Consider the following 19438-nt stretch of genomic DNA (forward strand, 5'->3'; position numbering starts at 1 on the left):
CGGCGCATTTCACCCGACGGGATCCCGGCCTTCGCCGGGATGACGTGGAGGAGGCGTAAGGGGGACGTGCAGACAGCGTGGGGCGTCGGACTCGGCTAAAGACCGCGGTACTCTTCACCCTTCGAGATCCCGGCCTTCGCCGGGACACGGGATCGACGCGCGAGCGCTTCGATCCCTATGCGTCGATTTCTTCTTCGCTGATTTCGGCGGCGTGGCTCTGGATGAAGTTGAAGCGGTGTTCGGGATTGCGGCCCATCAGTCGGTCGACGAGATCCTTGACGCCGCGCTGCTGCTGATATTCCTCCGGCAGGGTGACTCGCAGCATCGACCGGGTCTTCGGATCCATGGTCGTCTCACGCAGCTGGTTCGGGTTCATTTCGCCGAGGCCCTTGAAGCGGCTGACGTCGACCTTCTTACCCTTGAACAGGCTCTTCTCGAGCTCGCCCCGGTGGACGTCGTCGCGGGCATAGGCGACGGTGCCGCCTGAGGAGAGGCGGTAGAGCGGCGGCTGGGCGAGATAGAGCGCGCCCTGCTCGACGATCTTGGGCATCTCGGTGAAGAAGAAGGTCATCAGCAGGGTGGCGATATGGGCGCCGTCGACGTCGGCGTCGGTCATGATGACGACCCGGTCGTAGCGCAATTGCGCGGGATCGCAGCGATCGCGCGTGCCGCAGCCGAGCGCGAGGATGAGGTCCGCAATCTCCTGATTGCCGCGGATCTTGTCGGCGCTGGCCGATGCGACGTTGAGGATCTTGCCGCGGATCGGCAGGATCGCCTGAGTCTTGCGATCGCGCGCCTGCTTGGCCGAGCCGCCGGCGCTGTCGCCTTCGACAATGAAGATCTCGGTCCCTGCCGGATCGTCGTTGGCGCAATCGGTGAGCTTGCCCGGCAGGCGCAGCTTGCGCGACGAGGTCGCGGTCTTGCGCTTCACCTCGCGCTCCGCCTTGCGGCGAAGACGGTCGTCCATCCGGTCGAGGATGAAACCGAGCAGAGCCCGGCCGCGCTCCATATTGTCGGTCAGGTAATGATCGAAATGATCGCGCACCGCCGCCTCGACCAAGCGTGCCGCATCGGGGCTGGTCAGCCGGTCCTTGGTCTGGCTCTGGAATTGCGGATCGCGGATGAACACCGACAGCAGGATCTCGGCGCCGCCGACGACATCCTCGGCCTGGATCTCCTTGGCGCGCTTCTGCTGGCCGGTGAGCTCGGCGAAGGCGCGAACGCCGCGGGTCAGCGCGGCGCGGATACCCTGTTCATGGGTGCCGCCATCCGGCGTCGGAATGGTGTTGCAGTAAAAGGAGGAGCCGCCGTCGGTCCACAGCGGCCAGGCGACCGCCCATTCGACCAGGCCCTGGCTTCCCGGAAATTCCTGGCGGCCCTTGAAGAAGTCGGTGGTCGCGCAGCCGCGCTCGCCGATCTGTTCCTTGAGGTGGTCGGCGAGGCCGCCGGGAAACTGGAACACGGCTTCGGCGGGGATTTCGCTGCCCTCGACGAGAGAGGGATCGCACTTCCAGCGGATCTCGACGCCTGCGAACAGGTAGGCCTTGGAGCGAGCAAGGCGATAGAGCCGCGCCGGCTTGAACTTCGCCTCCTCGCCGAAGATCTCGCTGTCAGGCGTGAAGGTGACCTGAGTGCCGCGCCGATTTTGCGTCGGCCCCAGCTTCTCGAGCTTGGTGACTGGCTCGCCCTTGGAGAAGGTCTGCCGATAGAGCTCCTTGTTGCGGGCGACGGTGATCACCGTTTCGGTGGAGAGGGCGTTGACGACGCTGACCCCGACGCCGTGGAGGCCGCCCGACGTGGCATAGGCCTTGTTCGAGAATTTGCCGCCCGAGTGCAGCATGGTGAGGATCACCTCGAGCGCCGACTTGCCCGGATATTTGGGGTGGGGATCGACCGGCATGCCGCGGCCATTGTCGGTGATGGTCAGCCGGTTGCCGGGCTCGAGCGTCATCTCGATGCGGTTGGCGTGACCGGCGACCGCTTCGTCCATCGAGTTGTCGAGCACCTCGGCGGCGAGGTGATGGAGCGCCCGCTCGTCGGTGCCGCCGATATACATCCCCGGCCGGCGCCGGACCGGCTCGAGACCCTCAAGCACCTCGATCGAATGGGCATCGTAATCGGCGGATGTGGCAGTGGCGGACGCGAACAGATCTGACATGGACAATGTATAAGCAGTCGGGAGTCCCGCTGCCAAGGCCTTGACGAATTTAGCGGCTGCGGCCGCCAGCCTCACGCGTTGATTTTCAAGACCTTGGCCGCTTCGGGCCCGTGCCCGAAAGCGACGCCCAGAACGGAGCGGCGCCGGCGGCGCGGAGCGGCGAGGTTGGCGGCGGCCCGTCGTGGGGAATGGAGCGCCGCCGCCGGCGGGACCAGAGACTGCCGGCGCCGTTTGGCGTCCGGGATGGTGCACCGGGCGGGAAAGTCGGAAAATACCGGCCGAATACGGTAGTGCGGGCTGGCGAAGCGAAGGCAAGTTCCCTAGATAGGATCAGTCTTTGTTTCGTACTCTTTTTCCGGACCGGTGCCTTGGCTTCCCTCGTTCACATCGTCGACGACGACGCGCAAGTGCGCGCGGCCACCAGCTTTCTGCTGGCAAGTCATGGATATACGACGGAAGTCTATTCCAGCGGCACGGAATTCCTTCGCGATGCGCGGCTGACGCGCGGCTGCATCCTGCTCGATCTCAGGATGCCTGGGCTCGACGGTCACGAGGTTCAGGAGGAATTGCGCCGGCGCGGAGTCGATCTGCCGGTCGTGATCATGAGCGGTCATGGCGATGTCGATGCCGCCGTGCAGGCGATGAAGCTCGGCGCCGTCGACTATCTAAGCAAGCCGGCGCGCGAGGAGGATCTGTTCGGCGCGATCGAGCGGGCGCTCAGCGGCCATCGGAAGGCGGAGGGGCGCCGCGCGGCAGCGGCCAATGCGGCGGCGCGCCTTGAGAGCCTGTCGCCGCGCGAACGCCAGATCCTCCAGGGGCTGCTCGGCGGACTTTCCAACAAGGAGATTGCGCGCTGCCTGGTGCTCAGTCCGCGTACGGTGGAAATGCACCGGGCGAACATGATGGACGATCTCGGAATCACCAATCTCGCCGAGGCCCTGCGCCTCGGCATCGACGCCGGCCTGCCGCCGCTCACCGGTACCGAGGATACGGCCGCCGCTCCGCCGGCCCGGTTGACCAATCCGCCCATGCGCCCCGTGGCCGGTGCCTCTGCGCTGAAGGGTGAGGCGCTGCGCCTGGTGGTGGAATCCTCGTCCGACGGTGCGTGGGAGTGGCGTCTCGCGTCGGGGGAGGTGCGGCTTTCGCCGACCATCATCGCACGGCTCGGCTACAGCGAGGCGGAGGCGGTCGATCATTTCGACGCGCTCCAGTCCTTGATCCATCCCGACGATCGGGACTTGTTCGTGGAGGAGCTCGACGCCCATCTCAACGGGCGCACACAGGGATTCGCCGCGGAATTTCGGGTTCGTCGCAAGGACGGAAGCTGGGCGTGGCTGTTCGACTATGGCAGCATCGTCGAGCGTAACGAGCATGGCGCTCCGGTGCGGATGGCGGGAAGCCTGTCCGACATCAGCCGTCGCAAGGAGGAAGAGCAACGCGCGCGGGAGGCCTCCGAATTGCTCGAACTCGCCCAATGGGGCGCTGCGGCCGGGATCTGGGAGCTGGACATCGAGAGCCGGCGCCTGCGCCTCTCCGCCCGCAGCCGCGAGCTCCACAAGCTTCCGGGCGACACGGCGGAGTGGATGAGTGAAGGCGACTGGCTCGACATGGTCCACCCCGAAGACCGCGAGGCGACCCGCGCCGAAGTGCAGCGCGCAACCACCACCGGTGCGCCGTGGATGATCGAATATCGCAATCTCGACGGAGACCGGCTGCTCGGCCTCGGCAAGATCGTCCGGGATGCGGATGGACGGCCGCGGCGGATGCTCGGACTTGGCCAGAAACTGGAGGCGCAGGCGCCCTTCAGGCTCGGCGGTAGCCATGCCAGGATGCGCGAGGCTGCGGAGGCCTGACAGCCGCGGCGTCACGCCCGCACTTCGCGCTGTTGAGCGCTTTTCGGCGAGGAATCGCACCGCCGCCGTCCGGCAGCGGTGCCGAAGGATCAGGCGGCGAAGAGGCCTCCGGTCGACTTGGGCTCGTCGCCGTGGATGCGATCCAGATAAGCGGATGCCAGTTCGTAATGCGCGCGGACAGCGGCGCTGTGATCCGCTTTCTGGGCGAGCTCGATCTCGGCTTCGGCCCGGCGCTCAAAATATTCCAACTCGTTCTGCGACATTTCGGGTGGTGGCAATCCAGGTTGTAGGTCTGGATGTGAAACGAGCTTTGATCCGTCTCTGTTCCCCGGAAATCATCCTGATCTGGATTATGTCGCCACCGGAACAGCGCCTGGAAAACTGCGACGGATGCGCCATTTCGGGACAGCGCTCGAGCCACTGTCGGGAACGACGAAACGGCGGGTGAACGAAGCGGGAAAACACATATGGCGCAACCCGTTTCCGGATCGCGCCATCGTGTCGACTCGCGCTGTGCGATCAGCGGATGCGGGGGCCGCCGAACGGCAAGGGCGGCGGCGGGCGGCGGTCGCGGCGCGGAAGCTGCGCCTGGTAGGCGACCCCGCAATGCTGCACGCAATAAGGGAAGCCGGGGTTGGACGGCGCCCCGCAAAAGTGGAAATCAGGCTCCCCGGGGTGTCCGACCGGCCACTTGCAGACCTTTTCGTTGAGATCGAGCAGGCTGGTCTTGTCGGCGATCTCCGGGCTCGGCTTCGCCGGCACGAGGCGGCGCGGCGGGGCCGGCGGGATCGGCGACTGCTGCTCGCCCGGAGTCTGGCGGAGGAAGCCACCGGGGCCGATCGATCGGATGATCGGCTGGGGCGCGGCATCGGTGCTTCCCGACGCGGCGGCAGGTGCGGCGGGCTGGGCGCGGCTGGGAGCCGGCGCGGCGCGAGGCGTATCGTCTTCATCCTCGTCCCACGGGGCGGGCGCGATCGGGGCCGCAGCCGGGCTCGGCGCGGGCGCCGCCGCTTGCGGAGCAGGGGCCTGCGGGGCGGGCGCCGGCTCGACCTCGCGCGCGGGCTGCGCCGCCGGCGCTGACTCGTTCGCCTTGACGGGCGAGGGGCGGGACTGGAGGCCCAGGCGGTGGGCCTTGCCGATCACGGCGTTGCGCGAAACGCCGCCGAGCTCATCCGCGATCTGGCTCGCGGTATTGCCCTGCGTCCAGAGCTCCTTCAGCCGCTCGATCCGTTCGTCGGTCCAGGACATCAACATCTTCCTTCACGGCTTGCGGCTCACAGCGTCTGCCTCTAGCGACAGCGCCATGAACGACCAGCCTTCAAATTGGGTCAGGGCCGAACCTGGCGTCCCGGTATTCCGGAACGTCAATTGGGGCGGCCTCAGGACGCTCTATATCAAGGAGGTTCGCCGTTTCTTCAAGGTCCAGCTGCAGACGATCTGGGCGCCGGCGATCACGACCTTGTTGTACCTGGTCATTTTCACGGTCGCGTTGGGCCGCAGCGGCCGCATGGTGACCCTTGAGGGCAGCGCCTTCCACTTCGCGGATTTCCTGGCTCCCGGCCTCATCATGATGGGCATGCTCAACAATGCCTTCGCCAATTCCAGCTTCTCGTTGCTGGTCGGCAAGATCCAGGGCAACATCGTCGACTACCTGATGCCGCCGCTTTCGACCGGCGAGCTGCTTGCAGCCCTGGTCGGGGCCGCGATGACCCGGGCGGTGCTCGTCGGCGCGGCGGTGTTCGCGGCGATGCAGCTGTGGCCCGGCGTCCATGTCATGCCCGTGCATCTCGGCGCCGTCTTGTGGTTCGGCCTGCTCGGCAGTGCGATGCTCGCCTTCTTCGGAGTGCTGACCTCAATCTGGGCCGAGAAGTTCGATCACGCGGCCGCAGTGACCAATTTCGTCGTGACACCGCTCTCGCTGCTGTCCGGCACCTTCTACACGATCGAGAGTCTCGCCCCGGCCTTCCGCGCGGTGAGCCACGCCAACCCGTTCTTCTACGTGATTTCCGGCTTCCGCTACGGCTTCCTCGGGGTCGCCGATTCGCCGGTTCTGCTGGGCGGCGGCGTGCTGCTGGCGATCAATCTCGTGCTGTGGGCGCTTTGCTATGCATTGCTCCGCACCGGCTGGAAGCTGAAGAGCTGAGCCGCAGGAGGCGCGTCTGAACGGCGGCTTTCAGATCTGTTCAGGCCCGTAACATTCACTTCCTCCTACTGCTCGACCCATCGAACATAAGGAGTCGGTTCATGCGTAAATTCCTCATCCCAGCCCTCATCGTCGCCTCGGTCGCGGCGCCTGCGGCAGCCCAGGACCGGGGCGGTTACGATTCGCGGCGCGGCGGTGCCGGCATCGAGCGGCAGATCGACCAGATCGAGCAGCAGATCGATCGCCTACGTGATCGCCGCCTGATCTCGTCCAGCGAGTCGCAGCGTCTCGCGCGTCAGGCCGAGCAGATCGACCGCTTGCACGATCGCTATCGCCGCGACGGCCTTTCGCGTCGCGAATATTCGGACCTCGAGCAGCGTATCCAGACCCTGCGTCAGCGTGTCCAGGCGGAACGCCGCGAAGGCCGGTACGATCAGCGCGGCCGCCGCTGAGCTGCGACCATTCCCGACATGTCAGGGGCCGGCACCAACAGGTGCCGGCCCCTTTTTCGGATGAGGTGCCCGAACCCGGCGCCAGGCTGCACCCCCGGCTTCTATGCAGGTGCGAACATCTGGGGTTAACCTGTTTATATGCCGAGTGAAGCGCGCTCGCTGGACACGTATCGCCAGCTGATCTTCCGCCACAGCTGGAGCGCGACGGGGCTCGGCAGCCTCTCCGCGTGGCCGGTGCTTCTCCGCCGCAGCGTGGACATCATCCTCGACACGATGCAGCCGAGCTTCATCGCCTGGGGCGGCGATCACAGCACCGTGTTCAACGAGGCCTTTGCGCGCGGTCTCGATGCCGCCTCGTGGCTCGGACGCCCGCTGGCGGAGCTGTGGGGCGAGGGCTGGGCCAACATAGCCCCTCATTATCGCGATGCGCTGAAAGGCCGGGGCGTGCTGGTCGAGGACATCCCGGTGCCGAGCGCGCTCGGCGGCGAGGAGACCCGCTACATCACCTTGTCGCTGGCGCCGCTGCGCGAGACCGACACCCAGGTGATGGGCGTGCTCGCCATCTGCACCGACACGACGGAGAAAGTGCGCGCCAAGGAACGGCTCGAGCAAGAGCATGAGCGGCTCGTGCAACTGCTCGAGGACGCGCCCGGCTTCGTCGGCAAGATGAGCGTTCCCGACTATCGCTTCATCGCGGCAAATTCCGCTTATCGTATGCTCGTCGGCGATCGGGACGTGGTCGGCCGCACCCTCGCCGAGGCTCTGCCCGATCTCGCCGAGCAGGGCATCGGCAGGATCCTCGACGAGGTCTGCCGGAGCGGCGAGCCGTTCATCGGCCGGGCGATGGAGCTGGTGCTGCGCAATCCAGACGGCGATGCGCGGCGGGTGATCGATGTGGTCTGCGCGCCGTTCAAGGATGGTGCCGGTGGCGTCGAGGCGATCCTGGTCGCGGGCCACGACGTCACAGATCATGTCCGCTCCCAGCAACATGTCGAGGAATTGCGCGGCGAGCTCATCCACCTGTCACGGGTGAGCGCGATGGGCACGATGGCATCGACGCTCGGCCACGAACTCAACCAGCCGCTGACCGCAATCGTCAATTATGCCAGCGTCGCCCAGCGCTCGATGCCGACGGAACCCTCGCCGATGCTGGGGACTGCGCTCAAGGCGATCTCGGACAATGCCCTGCGGGCCGGGCAGCTGATCCGCAGCCTTCGCACGATGAGCCGCAAGGGGGCACAGGTGCAGCAGCCCTTCCAGGTCGGGGAGGCGGTTCAGGAGGCACTGAAGCTTACCCGCTTGTCTTGCACCTGCCCGATCGTCGTCGCCTGCGAGCCCGATCTTCAGGCATGCGGCGACCGCGTCCAGATCGAGCAGGTGCTGATCAACCTGATCCGCAATGCCTGCGAAGCGACAGCCGGTGCCAGCGCGCCGCGGGTCGAGGTCAAGGCGTTCCGGGCCGGCGGCAAGACGCTGATCACCGTATCCGACAATGGCAGCGGCATCATGCTCGATCCGATCGAGAAGGTGTTCGCGCCGTTCCTGTCGACCAAACCGCAGGGCATCGGCATCGGCCTGCCGATCAGCCGCACGATCGCTGAGGCGCATGGCGGCCGGCTGTGGGCCGTGAACAATCCCGATCGGGGCGCCGCGTTCACGCTCGAAATCCCATTTGCCTGCGGCGGCGGATCGGTCCCGGACTCGCGCGACGCGGCTCGGACACGGGACGGCGGCCGTGTTGACGGAGTGGCGGGCCAGTCTCTAGAGGCCTGAGGCGCGGCCCGTCGCCGTTCCGCACGCACATCCAAGGAGCCCAGAAATGGCCATCACGCCTCTCATGCCCGTTTATCCGCGCTCTCCGGTGCGGCCGGTGCGAGGGGAAGGGGTGTATCTCTACGGCGAAGGCGGCGAGCAATATCTCGATTTCGCCAGCGGCATCGCGGTCAACATCCTCGGCCACAATCATCCGCATCTGACCAAGGCGATCCAGGAGCAGACGGCAACGCTGATGCACGTCTCCAATCTTTACGGCTCGCCGCAGGGCGAGGCGCTGGCGCAGCGGCTGGTCGATGCGACCTTCGCCGACACCGTGTTCTTCACCAATTCGGGCGTCGAGGCGATCGAATGCGCGATCAAGACGGCGCGTCGCTATCACCACCATCACGGCCGGCCTGAAAAGAACGTCCTGATCAGCTTCCGCAATGCCTTCCACGGGCGCAGCATGGCGGCGATCAGCGCCACCGATCAGCCCAAGATGATCGAAGGCTTTGCGCCGCTGCTGCCCGGCTTCACCGTCGTCGAGTTCGACAATCTCGAGGCAGCCGAAGCGGCGGTCGACGAGAACACGGCAGGCTTCCTGGTCGAGCCGGTGCAGGGCGAAGGCGGTATCCGCCCGGCAAGTCGCGAATTCCTGCAGGGATTGCGCCGCATCTGCGACGCGCAGGATCTGATGCTCATCTTCGACGAGATCCAGTGCGGCGTCGCCCGCTCCGGCACCTTCTTCGCCTATGAGCAATTTGGCATCGAGCCCGACATCATGACCATCGCCAAGGGCATCGGCGGCGGGTTTCCGCTTGGAGCCTGTCTCGCCAGCGAGAAGGCCGCGGCCGGGATGGTGATCGGCACCCACGGCTCAACCTATGGCGGCAACCCGCTCGCGATGGCGGCCGGCCAAGCGGTGCTCGACGTCGTCCTTCAGCCCGAATTCCTCGATCATGTGCAGCGCATGGGCGATCGCCTGCGCGGCGCGCTCGAGCAGATGATCCCCAACCACGATCACCTGTTCGAAAGCGTGCGCGGCCTGGGACTGATGCTCGGCGTCAAGATGAAGACCGACAGCCGCGCCTTCGTCACCTATCTGCGCGATCACGGCCTGCTCACCGTCGCCGGCGGCGACAATGTGATGCGGGTGCTGCCGCCCCTCACCATCGAGGAGCAGCACGTAACCGAGTTCGTCGAAAAGCTTTCCGAAGCCGCACGCCACTATGAGGTGCCGGCCGCCGCCTGATCGGCGCGTATCCTTCCCGTGGGCGATGCTCACGGGAAGGGTGTTCGATCTCCGGCCCGAAAGCGGCGCCTGCAACCCGCCGGTTCACGGGGATATTGAACCCCGGGGCTGCGTTAGCCACATCGCGGCCATGACATCTTCCACGACACAGACTGCGGCGACGACCGCGAATCTCGACGAGGCGATCGGCTTCACCATCCCTGCGCGCAATGCCCGCGGCCGCATCGTGCGGCTGGGGCCGTTGCTCGACGTCATCCTTTCGGCCCACGATTATCCGGCACCGATCGCGCGTATCCTCTCGGAAGCGTTGGTGCTCGCGGCCCTGCTCGGCTCGTTGCTGAAGGAGGATCAGGGGCAGCTCACCATCCAGGCCCAGACCGAAGCCGGCATCGTCGATCTGCTCGTGGTCGATTATCGCGGCGGGGAGCTGCGCGGCTATGTGCGCTTCGACAAGGAACGGCTGTCGCAGCTGCCGAGCCACCGCGATCTGTTCGCGCTGTTCGGCAAGGGCTACCTTGCGATCACCTTCGATCTGCCCGGCGCCGACGAACGCTATCAGGGCATCGTCCCGCTGGAGGGCAATTCGCTTGCGGAAGCGGCGCAAAGCTATTTCTCGCAATCCGAGCAGCTGCCGAGCGTGATCCGGCTCGCGGTCAACGATACCGGCCACGTCGCTGGGGGCATGCTGGTGCAGCATCTCCCCGAAGGCGAGGAGGGTCGGGACCGCTTGCACACCCGGCTCGACGATCCGGAATGGGAGCATGTCCGGATCCTGTCCGAAACCATCAAGGGCAGCGAACTCGCCGATCCCCATCTGCCGCTACAGGACGTGCTGTGGCGCCTGTTCCACGAGGAGGACGTTCGGGTTCTGCACGCCCAGCCGCTCGCGAAGGGCTGCCGCTGCAACTTCGACTACATCAAGTCGGTGATTTCGCGATTCGCGCCCGAGGAGCGCTCGGACATGGTCGACGAAGACGGTTTCATCACCGTCGATTGCGAGTTCTGTTCGCGGGTTTTTCCGATATCGCTCAGCGACTTCCACGAATGAGGCGATGTTGCGGCGCAACACGTCGCGTTTTTGCCTCGTTTCGAGTATAATCGATTGCGTGATGACTAAAAGCCTCAACTGGCGCCGCGGGGCGCTGTTCGCATCCTGCGTGCTCGGCGCGCCCGCTCTGGCCGTCGCGGCAGGCGGGATGACGGCGCTTGCGCCGCTCGAGCGCGGCCGCTGGGAAGTGCGTGATCTCGACGGCGGCGGGGCCCGCCCCGCCATATGCCTGGGGGATCCGGCGCGCTTCGTACAGCTCGAACATGCGGGTCCGGCGTGCCCCATCGAGATATTGCAGAACGGCAAGGGCGAGACCACCGCACAGTATAGCTGTGCCGGCCGCGGCTTCGGGCACACCCATATTCGTGTCGAGACGCCGCGCCTGATCCGCATCGACACGCAGGGTCTCAACAACGGCAAGCCCTTTTCCTACCGCTTGGAGGCAAGAAGGGCGGGCAGCTGCTGATCGGCAATTTCGCGGAGGCGCCCGTTAAGCGGCCGTTTACCTAGATGTTGCTATAGGAATGTTCGTGCCGATTGCGGGCACGCTTTCCTCCCTAGCAGGCTTCACAGCCTAAACTGGGCCGCCCCTCACCGGGCGGCCCGTTCTTTTGTGGGGTTGCTCCCGACACGGTGCCATTGCTTTCCGTTCACACGAACCGCGCCTGGCGGCGCAAAGCGACGTGTTCGCGCGGCGCTTGCGTGATGCGTCTATCGGGCCTAGCCGCCCGCTTCATGACGTCCGCATCCCGCAAAGCCGTCGCCCTGGTCTCGGGCGGCCTCGATTCGATGATCTCCGCCGCCCATGCCCGGGAACGCGGGTTCGAGCTTTACGCGCTGACAGTCGATTACGGCCAGCGCCACCGCATCGAGCTGGAGGCGGCCGGCCGAGTCGCAGCCGCGCTCGGCGCCGTCCGCCACATCGTGCTGCCGCTCGATCTCACCGCCTTCGGCGGTTCGGCGCTGACCGCCGACATCGATGTACCCAAGAGCGGCGTCGACGAGGATGCGGTGCCGGTCACCTATGTGCCGGCACGCAACACGATCTTCCTGTCGCTCGCGCTCGGCTGGGCGGAGGCAGCAGGCGCGCGCGACCTGTTCATCGGCGTCAACGCGCTCGATTATTCCGGCTATCCCGATTGCCGGCCCGATTTCATCGCCGCGTTCGAGCGAGTCGCGGCACTCGGCACCAAGGCCGGGTCCGAAGGGGACGGATTCAAGATCCACGCGCCGCTCCAGCACATGACCAAGGCCGATATCGCCAAAGAGGCGGCGCGGCTGGGCCTCGACGCCGGCATCAGCTGGTCGTGCTACGATCCGACTCCGCAGGGCGAGCATTGCGGCTTTTGCGACAGCTGTCGCCTGCGCTCCAAGGGCTTCGAGGAAGCGGGCCTCCCCGATCCGACGGTCTACGCCGCGCGGCCATGAGCTACGCCGTCAAGGAGATCTTCCTGACCCTGCAGGGCGAAGGCGTCCAGGCTGGGCGGCGTGCGGTGTTCCTGCGCTTTGCCGGCTGCAACCTCTGGTCCGGCCGGGAGCAGGATCGCGCGCGAGCGCAATGCACCTTCTGCGACACCGACTTCGTCGGCACGGACGGCGAGAATGGCGGCCGCTACGATGCGGACGGCCTCGTCGCCATGGTCTCTTCGCTGTGGGGCGAGGAAGGCCGCGTGCGGCGGCTGGTGGTAATCACCGGCGGGGAGCCGATGTTGCAGCTCGACGCGGCGCTGATCGATGCGCTTCATCGCGCCGGCTTCGAGATCGCGATGGAGAGCAACGGCACCCTGGCCGCGGCCGCAGGAATCGACTGGATCTGCGTCAGCCCGAAGGCGGGGACCGAGGTGGTGCAGCGATCGGGCAACGAATTGAAGCTGGTCTGGCCGCAGCGCGGACTGGACCCGCAAGCGATGCTCGCGTGGGATTTCGAGCATTTCCTGATCCAGCCCCTCGACGATACCGCCGCTCCTGCCAACGTGCAGGCGGCGATCGACTATGTGATGGCGAACCCGCGCTGGCGGCTGAGCCTGCAGACCCACAAATTGCTGGGGCTGCCCTGAAACCGATCAACCGCCACGCGGCAAGGCGCGGATCAGCAGGCTCATGTTGTTGATGTACGTGCCGGTCGAGATCCCGATTACCGGATAGTCGACGATGAACGGCGATGTGTCGCGGGCATCGATCCTGCGCCCGTCGACCGTGCGTGAGGCCGGCAGGCGTGCGGCGGCGGCGTCCGGCCGGTAGGGATTGCTGGTTGCCCTGAGCGGCGTCGGCCAATAGCCGTCCGTGTTGAGATCTGCGACCACCCGCGCGGTGCGATCCTGCCCCTCCCGACTGGTGCCAGCGATGTTGAGGTCCGATCCGCGAACGTCTTCGGCGACGAAGTAGCGCGGCAGCGGAACCCGGCGACGCGCGAGCAGAGGTGATTCCTTCGTCGCTTCGGCCTTTGGCAGTGCGAGGAGCGTACGATAGTCGGCGCGGAGGCGGGGAAGGTCGAGCTTGCGGTTCACCCAGGACACGCCGTCCGTCGGATCGTGAACGATCTCGTTGCGCATGTCGCCGGCCCAGGTGCCGCTGCCGCGGAGATACAAAGCGCGGTCGGTTCCGACCTCAATGAAGGTCGGGTGGGTGAACCCGTTCTTCTGGCGCGCGCGGGGCAGTTCGAGCGTCTCCAGCCAGGCGATCGCCTCGGGGATGCGAGCGAGATATTTGGTGTCGCCGGTCCAGCGATAGAATTTCATCAGCTGCCGGATACAGGCATAGGTGGTGTGGGTGGCGAGGGAAGGCGGCTCCGAACTGCGGGCGCCGGCAGGGACCAGATCCGTCGTATATTGCAGGGCCCATCCGGGCTGCGGCGGCCCCTGCTGGGCGAGAAGGAAGATGCCCATGCCGCGCCGAAGCGGATCCAGCACCCGCGCCGTGCCGAGGCCCTGATAGATCAGCGCCAGGAAGTCGGTGTTGTTGATCGCGACTTCGTCGTTGAAGGTGATGTTGGCGGTATAATCGGGCAGGCCCCGGTTGGAATATTCCTGGTTGATCGGGAAGCGCTGCGGCCAGCCGCCGATCGGATATTGGGCGGCGATGACGAAATCGACGACCTTGTCGAGCGCAGCGCGGTACGCCGGATCCTTGCGCTCGAGATAAAGGCGGAGCAGGAACTTGCCGCTCTCCACGGTGCCTCCGTCATCGAAGGTGGCGTTGCCGTAATAATGGCGGAATTCCTCCAGCCGCATCCCGTGGCTGCCGATCGTCTGGTACCAGTCCCGGGCCGAGGAATCCCCGCCGAAATCGATGAAGTAATTCCACCCGCCGGATGGATGCTGACCCCAGATCAGCGCGCCGGCGACGTCCTGCGCGGCGCGATGATAGAGCTCCTCGCCGGTTGCGTGATAGGCGTCCAGAAACAGGTGGCCCATCGCAGCGGTGCCCGGATCCTGGATCCAGACCATCGATGGTTTGGCTTCCATCTCGCCCCAGCGGCGCGACATGTCGGGGAGATATGACCAGACATAGCCGCCCTCGCAGGCGACCCGTTCGGTCATGAAGCGGGTCGCGCGCCGCATCGTTTCGAGCAGCGTCTCCCGCGGCGTGCCTGCCGAGACAGCGGGAACCGCCCGCGGCAGCAACGACAAGGCTGCGGCCCCTCCAAGCAGCGCGCGGCGACTGATCATCTTGCTCTCCCTTCGGCAGCGCACGCGGCGCAGCTCAGTTCGGGTTCACGCGAGCCCTGAACCCAGCCGCCGCGTCTCTCCGCGCCGGACGTTGAGGGAACGAGTCACGCGGCCATAGCCGAACGTCCGCTCGATCGGCTGCGCCGCGCGGACGACCGCCTCCGCCAAGACACCTTTGCTCCACGCAAGATCGAGGCTGAGGCCGCCGCGCAGCCGCACGCCGCGTACGACGCCTTCCGGCCAGGCTTTCGGCAAAGCCGGAAGCAATTCCACGCCTTCCGGCTGGTCGCGGACGAGCATCTCGACCACGCCGGCCGCGCCACCCAAATTGCCGTCGATCTGAAAGGGCGGATGGGCGTCGAACAGGTTCGGGTAGGTGCGATCCGGCCCGAGCAGCTTGCGCAGCACCAGATAGGCGCGTTCGGCATCGCCGAGCCTGGCCCAGAGGTTGATCCGCCAGCCGATTCCCCAGCCGGTCGCATCGTCTCCGCGCAGTTCGAGCGAGCGGCGCGCCGCCTTGAACAGGTCTGACCGCTGGGGAGCGATCTCATGGCCGGGATAGAGAGCGTAGAGGTGGGAGACGTGTCGGTGCTGGATTTCCGGCGCGTCCAGATCCCAGTCCTCGAGCCATTCCTGAAGCTGCCCGGCCCTGCCGATCCGATCGGCAGGGATACGCGCCAGCGCCGCCTCGAATTGCGCGCGGAGCGCCGCATCGCGATCGAGCCGGCGCGATGCCGAGATGATGTTGGCGAACAGCTCACGCAGGATCTGCCGGTCCATCGCGGGTCCGGCGCAAATGCTGACTCCGGAATGATGGGCATTCTCAGGGGAGGTGGAGGGGCTGGTGACGAGCCCGGCCGGATGTTCGACCAGCGTATCGAGGAAGAACAGGCCGGAGTCGCGGAGCAACGGGTAGATTCGCGCGAGTAGCTTCGGATCGCGCGAATAATCCCAGCGGTCCCAAAGATGCTTGCACAACCACGCGCCGCCGGTCGGCCACAGGCCCCAGAAGGCGCCGTCGATCGGTGCGGTTGCCCGCCAGAGATCGGTATTGTGGTGGGCGACCCACCCGCGGGCGCCATAATTCGTCCGTGCGGTGCGGGTGCCGCTTTCCGCCAGATCCTCGACCATGGCGATCAATGGCTCGACGCATTCGCCAAGGCCGGTCGGCTCGGCCGGCCAGTAGTTCATCTGTGCGTTGATGTTGATCGTGTATTTGGAGCCCCAGGGCGGGTTGCGGCTTTCGTTCCACAGGCCCTGCAAATTCGCCGGCTGTCCGCCCGGCCGCGACGAGGCGATCAGCAGATAGCGGCCATATTGGACATAGAGCGCGGCCAGGAACGGATCGTCACGGCCGGTGTCGTGGCTGAAGCGGATGCGCTCGTCGGTCGGAATGCCGGGGAAGGGATCCGCGCCGAGATCGATTTCGAAGCCGCGGAACAACCGTCGGTGATCGGCCTGGTGGCGCGACAGCAACACGTCGGGGGTGCGGCGTACCGCCTTGTCGAGATCGCCGAGCACGGCTGCTTCGGGATTGCCGGAGACGTCGCGCCAGCTGCGATAGCTGGTCCGCGCCGCGATCAGCAAGGTGAGGGCTCCTTCGCCGTCCGCTGCCAGGGCGCCGTCGGCGATGCGGACGCGGCCGCCGAGCGCACGCACGCCGACCGCGTAGGTGAGGGCGCCGGCGATCCCGTGCGCGTCGCCGTTGCGCCCGGTCTGGACCAGCGTGTCGCCCCGGCCCGCGGCCGTGCCCGCCGCGAAGCGCAGGGACGCGGCGAGCGCGCCTCCGTCCTCGGCCTCGATCCTGACGTCGATGACCTGATCGGGCGTCGAGGCGAAGACGGTGCGGCGGAACAGGCGGCCGCCCTGGCGCCATTCGGTGACGCTGGTCGCGGCATCGAGATCGAGCCAGCGTCGGTAAGCCCCATCGGCCTCGCCCGGCATGTCGATCAGGATCTCGCCGAGAGTCTGGTAAGGCATCTGGCGGATCGGTCTGGCCATCATCTCGGCCTGGGCGAGATCCTGCGCTTCCTTGAACCTTCCGTCCTCGATCAACTTGCGGACCCGCGGAAGGGCGCCGCGTGCCGACGGATTCGACGGATCATAGGGACCGCCCGCCCATAGGCTGTCCTCGTTGAGCTGCAGACGCTCCTGGGTGGTGCCGCCATAGACCATCGCACCGATCCGTCCGTTGCCGACGGCCAGCGCCTCGACCCAGCGGGTTGCCGGCTGGCGGTACCAAAGGGTCCAGCGCGATGTCTCTTCGGGCGCTGCGACCCGCGCCTGCGCCGTGGCGCCGGCGGCGACGAGGCCAGTTCCGGCGAGGCCGGTGAGCAGGGCTTGTCGGCGGCTGAAATCGATCACGGGATGAGGTTCCGGCGCAGTCCCGGCACGGCGCCGGCGAGCTCCTCGACGACGAGAGCGGCGAAGAAGTCCGCACCCTCGGAGCCGACATGGGTGTAATCGAAGGCAAGACGCGCCTGGCCCATCGGCTCGGCCGCGGCATTCGCGGCGGGGGCGGTAACGGGCATGCCGGGCGTCTGGCCGGTCGACGCCTCGATCGTGGTGCCGGTCGCGGCCGCCGCCCAGACCTCGGGCGACGGCGGCCGCTGCGCGAACCGGGTGGCGGCGGCGGCGCCGAGCGCCTGGACGGCCCGGCTGCTGCGGGCATGGAGATCGACCAGCGGCGCGCCGGTCTCGGCGGCGACGCGCCGGGTCGCCTCGGCCCAGGGCGCGAGATCGTCGATCAGCATGCCGCCCTTGAATTGCCGGCGGGTAAGGGGGGTGACGAGCACCGGGACGGCACCGGCGGCGCGCGCCTCGGCAATGTAGCGCTTGAGGTTGGCCGGGAATTCGGTGGCGAGATCGGTCGAACGCCCCGGCTTGCCGGGCTGATCGTTGTGGCCGAACTGAATGAGGACATAGACCCGCTCGTAAGGTGCTCGCCGCATCTCGGATAGCGCGATGTCCCACGATCCCTCGCTCCGGTAATTGCCAGAACTGCGGCCCCCGCGGGCGAGATTCACGCAGGCAAGGAAGGACGTGACGTGGCGGGCGCAGAAGCTCGGTCCCCATCCGCCGAGCACGGCGACCGTCGAATCGCCGACCAGCACGATCTTGGATGCGCGGATCTTCTGCACCGGCGGCGCCGCCGGAGCCGGAGCCGCCTGTGCCGACGCTGCGGCCATCATCGCGGCCGCGAGGAGCCCTGCGATCATGCCAGCGCCTCGAAGCGGAAGTTGCGGAAGCGGGCGGTGCCCTGGCCGGCCGAATAGAGGCCGGGCCGCAGCATCAGGAAGCCGCCCCGGACATTGTGGTGATAGCCGGAGACTTCCATGCCGCGATCGAAGCGCTTCCAGGTACGGCCGCCATCGCCGCTGGTGTCGTAGGTGACGATGTGGCGATCGTTGGTCACGCGCATCCGCATCCGGCGGCCATGCGGATTGGCCGGCCGCCCGCGTTCAATGCCATATTGATGGGTGACGAAGCGAGTGCCGTCGAAGCCGAGACCCGCATAGAGCTTGTCGTCGTAGAACAGGATCAGGCCGGCGGTGCCGCCTTCGTCGATCTCGATGTCGCACTCGAAGCGATAGGCCTGGTCGCCGGCGATCAGCAGCAAGGGCGAGGAATCGCTGGGGGCCTTGCCGCGCGCCGCAAGGTGGAGCGCGTTGCCGGAGACTTTTGCGCGTTCCGCCTCGTCCGGCGCCGGCTTGAAGAAATTCCAGGTCTGGCCGAGGCGGAGCCGGCGGAAATCGTCCGAGAGGGGCTGGCCGTGGCGTAGGGCTGTGCCGCCCTTGGGCTTGGCGATCGGCCGCGACAGATCGCCGCCCTTCATCCGGAACCACCCGTCGGGCGTCCACTCGACGGGATCGAGCAGGGTCTGCCGGCCGAGGGTCCAGAAGCCGTTCTCGAAGCCGTGATAGACCGACCACCAGCTGCCGTCGGGACCTTCGACCAGAGTGGCATGGCCGCGAGACCACCATTTTTCATCGAGCGACGTCGTGCGGACCAGCGGATTGGCGGGGTGGTTCTCCCAGGGGCCATCGATCGAACGTGAGCGCGCCGCGATCACCATGTGCCCGGTCGGCGGCCCGGCGGTGCCGCCGACGGCGGTGATCAGGTAGAAATAGTCGCCACGGCGGGTGATCTTCGGGCCTTCGGGCGCGAAACCCTCCACGACCCAGTCTTCGGGATAGCGCCACGGATCGTAGACATGCTCGATCGGACCGGCCTTGGAGAGCCCGTCGTCGCTCAGTCGGACTCGGTCGCCGCCGGACAGGAAAAGCCAGCGCGAACCGTCTTCGCCGACGGCGTGGCCGGGATCGATATGGTTCGGCAGATCGAGATCGACCGGATCGGACCATGGCCCCTTGATGTCGTCGGCCCAGATCACCCAGGACGTGGTCTTCGCTCCGGGCGCCGACGTCTTCTTGGTCGGGATGTAGAGATAGTAGCGGCCCTTGTGGCGGGTGAGTTCGGGCGCCCAGACCGAGCCGATGTTGCGGTTCAGCGCGGCGGTCACCGGTGCCCAGTTCACCAGATCCCGCGAGTGCCAGATGACCAGACCCGGATAGGAATCGAAGGTCGAGAAGGTCATGTAATAATCCGCACCATCCTTGAGGATGGTCGGATCGGGATGGTCGCCTGCCATCAGCGGGTTGAGGAAGGTGCCGTTGCCGAGATCGGCGACGCGCTGATTGCCGTACCCGCGCTTCCAGTCCGGCGCCGCACCGGCGGACGGACCGCGTGGTTGTGCCAAAGCATCGCCAAAGCCGCCCAGGCCGCCCAAGCCCCCGAGGGCGGTTCCGCCGATCATCACGGCTCCGAAAGCATCACGCCTGCTGAAGTCCACCTTCATCCTCCTCGTTGGGGCTCAACCCCTTCGGTCGGCGACGGATCGAGTCCGCCACCTGGTCCTGTCGACCCGGGTCAGGGCGATTCCCAGTTCGATCGCTTTTTGTTGCACGGCACCGGTGGTGCGGTGAAGCCGCGCCGCCGCTTCGGGCGCGGAGATCCCTTGTTCCGCCAGCGTGCGGAGCCGGCGGAGCTCCGCTTGTGTCCAATGTTTGTTCGGGCCTCCGCCGTGCCCCGCCATCTTCCGTCTCCAGA

At 66.7% G+C, this 19438-nt stretch carries 16 protein-coding genes; 9 read left to right on the forward strand and 7 right to left on the reverse strand.

Annotated features, from left to right (window positions below; translation table 11 throughout):
* Positions 1–175: 175 nt before the first annotated feature.
* Complete coding sequence (gene parE / locus C7I55_RS19815) at positions 176–2158, reverse strand: DNA topoisomerase IV subunit B (protein ID WP_106514766.1); 1983 nt, start codon at positions 2156–2158, stop codon at positions 176–178.
* 368 nt (positions 2159–2526) lie between these two features.
* Here parE and C7I55_RS29360 point away from each other — a divergent pair, with 368 nt between their 5' ends.
* The gene (locus C7I55_RS29360) at positions 2527–4011 is read left to right on the forward strand and encodes a response regulator transcription factor (protein WP_332888433.1); all 1485 of its coding nucleotides are present in this window, start codon (positions 2527–2529) and stop codon (positions 4009–4011) included.
* A gap of 89 nt (positions 4012–4100) precedes the next feature.
* Here the strand turns inward: C7I55_RS29360 and C7I55_RS28565 are convergent, their stop codons facing one another.
* A complete protein-coding gene (locus C7I55_RS28565; protein ID WP_199192944.1) occupies positions 4101–4274 on the reverse strand; it encodes a hypothetical protein in 174 nt (57 codons plus the stop codon).
* Positions 4275–4530: 256 nt separating this feature from the next.
* Positions 4531–5259 carry a GcrA family cell cycle regulator gene (locus C7I55_RS19825; RefSeq protein WP_106514768.1) on the reverse strand — a complete coding sequence of 243 codons (729 nt, stop codon included), beginning with the start codon at positions 5257–5259 and terminating at the stop codon, positions 4531–4533.
* Positions 5260–5314: 55 nt separating this feature from the next.
* Here C7I55_RS19825 and C7I55_RS19830 point away from each other — a divergent pair, with 55 nt between their 5' ends.
* The 8 genes from C7I55_RS19830 (at position 5315) to queE (ending at position 12718) form a co-directional block, all read left to right on the forward strand.
* Positions 5315–6154: an ABC transporter permease gene (locus C7I55_RS19830; protein WP_106514769.1), complete on the forward strand. Its 840-nt coding sequence runs from the start codon at positions 5315–5317 to the stop codon at positions 6152–6154.
* Between the two features lie 101 nt (positions 6155–6255).
* Positions 6256–6606: a hypothetical protein gene (locus C7I55_RS19835; RefSeq protein ID WP_106514770.1), complete on the forward strand. Its 351-nt coding sequence runs from the start codon at positions 6256–6258 to the stop codon at positions 6604–6606.
* 138 nt (positions 6607–6744) lie between these two features.
* Entirely contained in the window at positions 6745–8379 is a 1635-nt protein-coding gene (locus C7I55_RS19840) for a PAS domain-containing sensor histidine kinase (RefSeq protein ID WP_106514771.1), read from the forward strand.
* Between the two features lie 46 nt (positions 8380–8425).
* The gene (locus tag C7I55_RS19845; protein ID WP_106514772.1) at positions 8426–9613 is read left to right on the forward strand and encodes an aspartate aminotransferase family protein; all 1188 of its coding nucleotides are present in this window, start codon (positions 8426–8428) and stop codon (positions 9611–9613) included.
* Positions 9614–9743: 130 nt separating this feature from the next.
* Positions 9744–10661, forward strand: a complete 918-nt coding sequence (gene hslO / locus C7I55_RS19850; protein ID WP_106514773.1) for an Hsp33 family molecular chaperone HslO — start codon at positions 9744–9746, stop codon at positions 10659–10661.
* A gap of 61 nt (positions 10662–10722) precedes the next feature.
* The gene (locus tag C7I55_RS19855; RefSeq protein ID WP_106514774.1) at positions 10723–11127 is read left to right on the forward strand and encodes a DUF3617 domain-containing protein; all 405 of its coding nucleotides are present in this window, start codon (positions 10723–10725) and stop codon (positions 11125–11127) included.
* Positions 11128–11396: 269 nt separating this feature from the next.
* Positions 11397–12089, forward strand: coding sequence for a 7-cyano-7-deazaguanine synthase QueC (queC, locus tag C7I55_RS19860; protein WP_106514775.1), 693 nt, complete (start codon positions 11397–11399; stop codon positions 12087–12089).
* A complete protein-coding gene (gene queE, locus C7I55_RS19865; RefSeq protein WP_106514776.1) occupies positions 12086–12718 on the forward strand; it encodes a 7-carboxy-7-deazaguanine synthase in 633 nt (210 codons plus the stop codon). Before queC ends, queE begins: the two co-directional genes overlap by 4 nt.
* Positions 12719–12724: 6 nt before the next feature.
* Here queE and C7I55_RS19870 read toward each other — a convergent pair whose 3' ends face one another.
* From C7I55_RS19870 to C7I55_RS19885, 4 genes are read right to left on the reverse strand one after another with little or no spacing between them, the layout of a single operon-like run.
* On the reverse strand, positions 12725–14329 hold the full coding sequence (locus C7I55_RS19870; RefSeq protein ID WP_199192945.1) for a pectate lyase: 1605 nt from the start codon (positions 14327–14329) through the stop codon (positions 12725–12727).
* Between the two features lie 45 nt (positions 14330–14374).
* Positions 14375–16693: a glycoside hydrolase family 95 protein gene (locus C7I55_RS19875; RefSeq protein WP_106514777.1), complete on the reverse strand. Its 2319-nt coding sequence runs from the start codon at positions 16691–16693 to the stop codon at positions 14375–14377.
* Positions 16690–17547 carry a rhamnogalacturonan acetylesterase gene (locus C7I55_RS19880; protein ID WP_106514778.1) on the reverse strand — a complete coding sequence of 286 codons (858 nt, stop codon included), beginning with the start codon at positions 17545–17547 and terminating at the stop codon, positions 16690–16692. The genes C7I55_RS19875 and C7I55_RS19880 overlap by 4 nt, the downstream gene beginning before the upstream one ends.
* Entirely contained in the window at positions 17544–19181 is a 1638-nt protein-coding gene (locus C7I55_RS19885; RefSeq protein ID WP_408640619.1) for a family 43 glycosylhydrolase, read from the reverse strand. Before C7I55_RS19885 ends, C7I55_RS19880 begins: the two co-directional genes overlap by 4 nt.
* Positions 19182–19438: the final 257 nt, after the last annotated feature.

The organism is Allosphingosinicella deserti (genome assembly GCF_003012735.1).
Lineage (GTDB): Bacteria > Pseudomonadota > Alphaproteobacteria > Sphingomonadales > Sphingomonadaceae > Allosphingosinicella > Allosphingosinicella deserti.

What these genes read in the sequence shown, in the direction of transcription:
- parE (WP_106514766.1), bottom strand. Translation starts at nt 2,158, where the DNA reads ATGTCAGATCTGTTCGCGTCCGCCACTGCCACATCCGCCGATTACGAT.
- C7I55_RS28565 (WP_199192944.1), bottom strand. Translation starts at nt 4,274, where the DNA reads ATGTCGCAGAACGAGTTGGAATATTTTGAGCGCCGGGCCGAAGCCGAG.
- C7I55_RS19825 (WP_106514768.1), bottom strand. Translation starts at nt 5,259, where the DNA reads ATGTCCTGGACCGACGAACGGATCGAGCGGCTGAAGGAGCTCTGGACG.
- C7I55_RS19830 (WP_106514769.1), top strand. Translation starts at nt 5,315, where the DNA reads ATGAACGACCAGCCTTCAAATTGGGTCAGGGCCGAACCTGGCGTCCCG.
- C7I55_RS19835 (WP_106514770.1), top strand. Translation starts at nt 6,256, where the DNA reads ATGCGTAAATTCCTCATCCCAGCCCTCATCGTCGCCTCGGTCGCGGCG.
- C7I55_RS19840 (WP_106514771.1), top strand. Translation starts at nt 6,745, where the DNA reads ATGCCGAGTGAAGCGCGCTCGCTGGACACGTATCGCCAGCTGATCTTC.
- C7I55_RS19845 (WP_106514772.1), top strand. Translation starts at nt 8,426, where the DNA reads ATGGCCATCACGCCTCTCATGCCCGTTTATCCGCGCTCTCCGGTGCGG.
- hslO (WP_106514773.1), top strand. Translation starts at nt 9,744, where the DNA reads ATGACATCTTCCACGACACAGACTGCGGCGACGACCGCGAATCTCGAC.
- C7I55_RS19855 (WP_106514774.1), top strand. Translation starts at nt 10,723, where the DNA reads ATGACTAAAAGCCTCAACTGGCGCCGCGGGGCGCTGTTCGCATCCTGC.
- queC (WP_106514775.1), top strand. Translation starts at nt 11,397, where the DNA reads ATGACGTCCGCATCCCGCAAAGCCGTCGCCCTGGTCTCGGGCGGCCTC.
- queE (WP_106514776.1), top strand. Translation starts at nt 12,086, where the DNA reads ATGAGCTACGCCGTCAAGGAGATCTTCCTGACCCTGCAGGGCGAAGGC.
- C7I55_RS19870 (WP_199192945.1), bottom strand. Translation starts at nt 14,329, where the DNA reads ATGATCAGTCGCCGCGCGCTGCTTGGAGGGGCCGCAGCCTTGTCGTTG.
- C7I55_RS19880 (WP_106514778.1), bottom strand. Translation starts at nt 17,547, where the DNA reads ATGATCGCAGGGCTCCTCGCGGCCGCGATGATGGCCGCAGCGTCGGCA.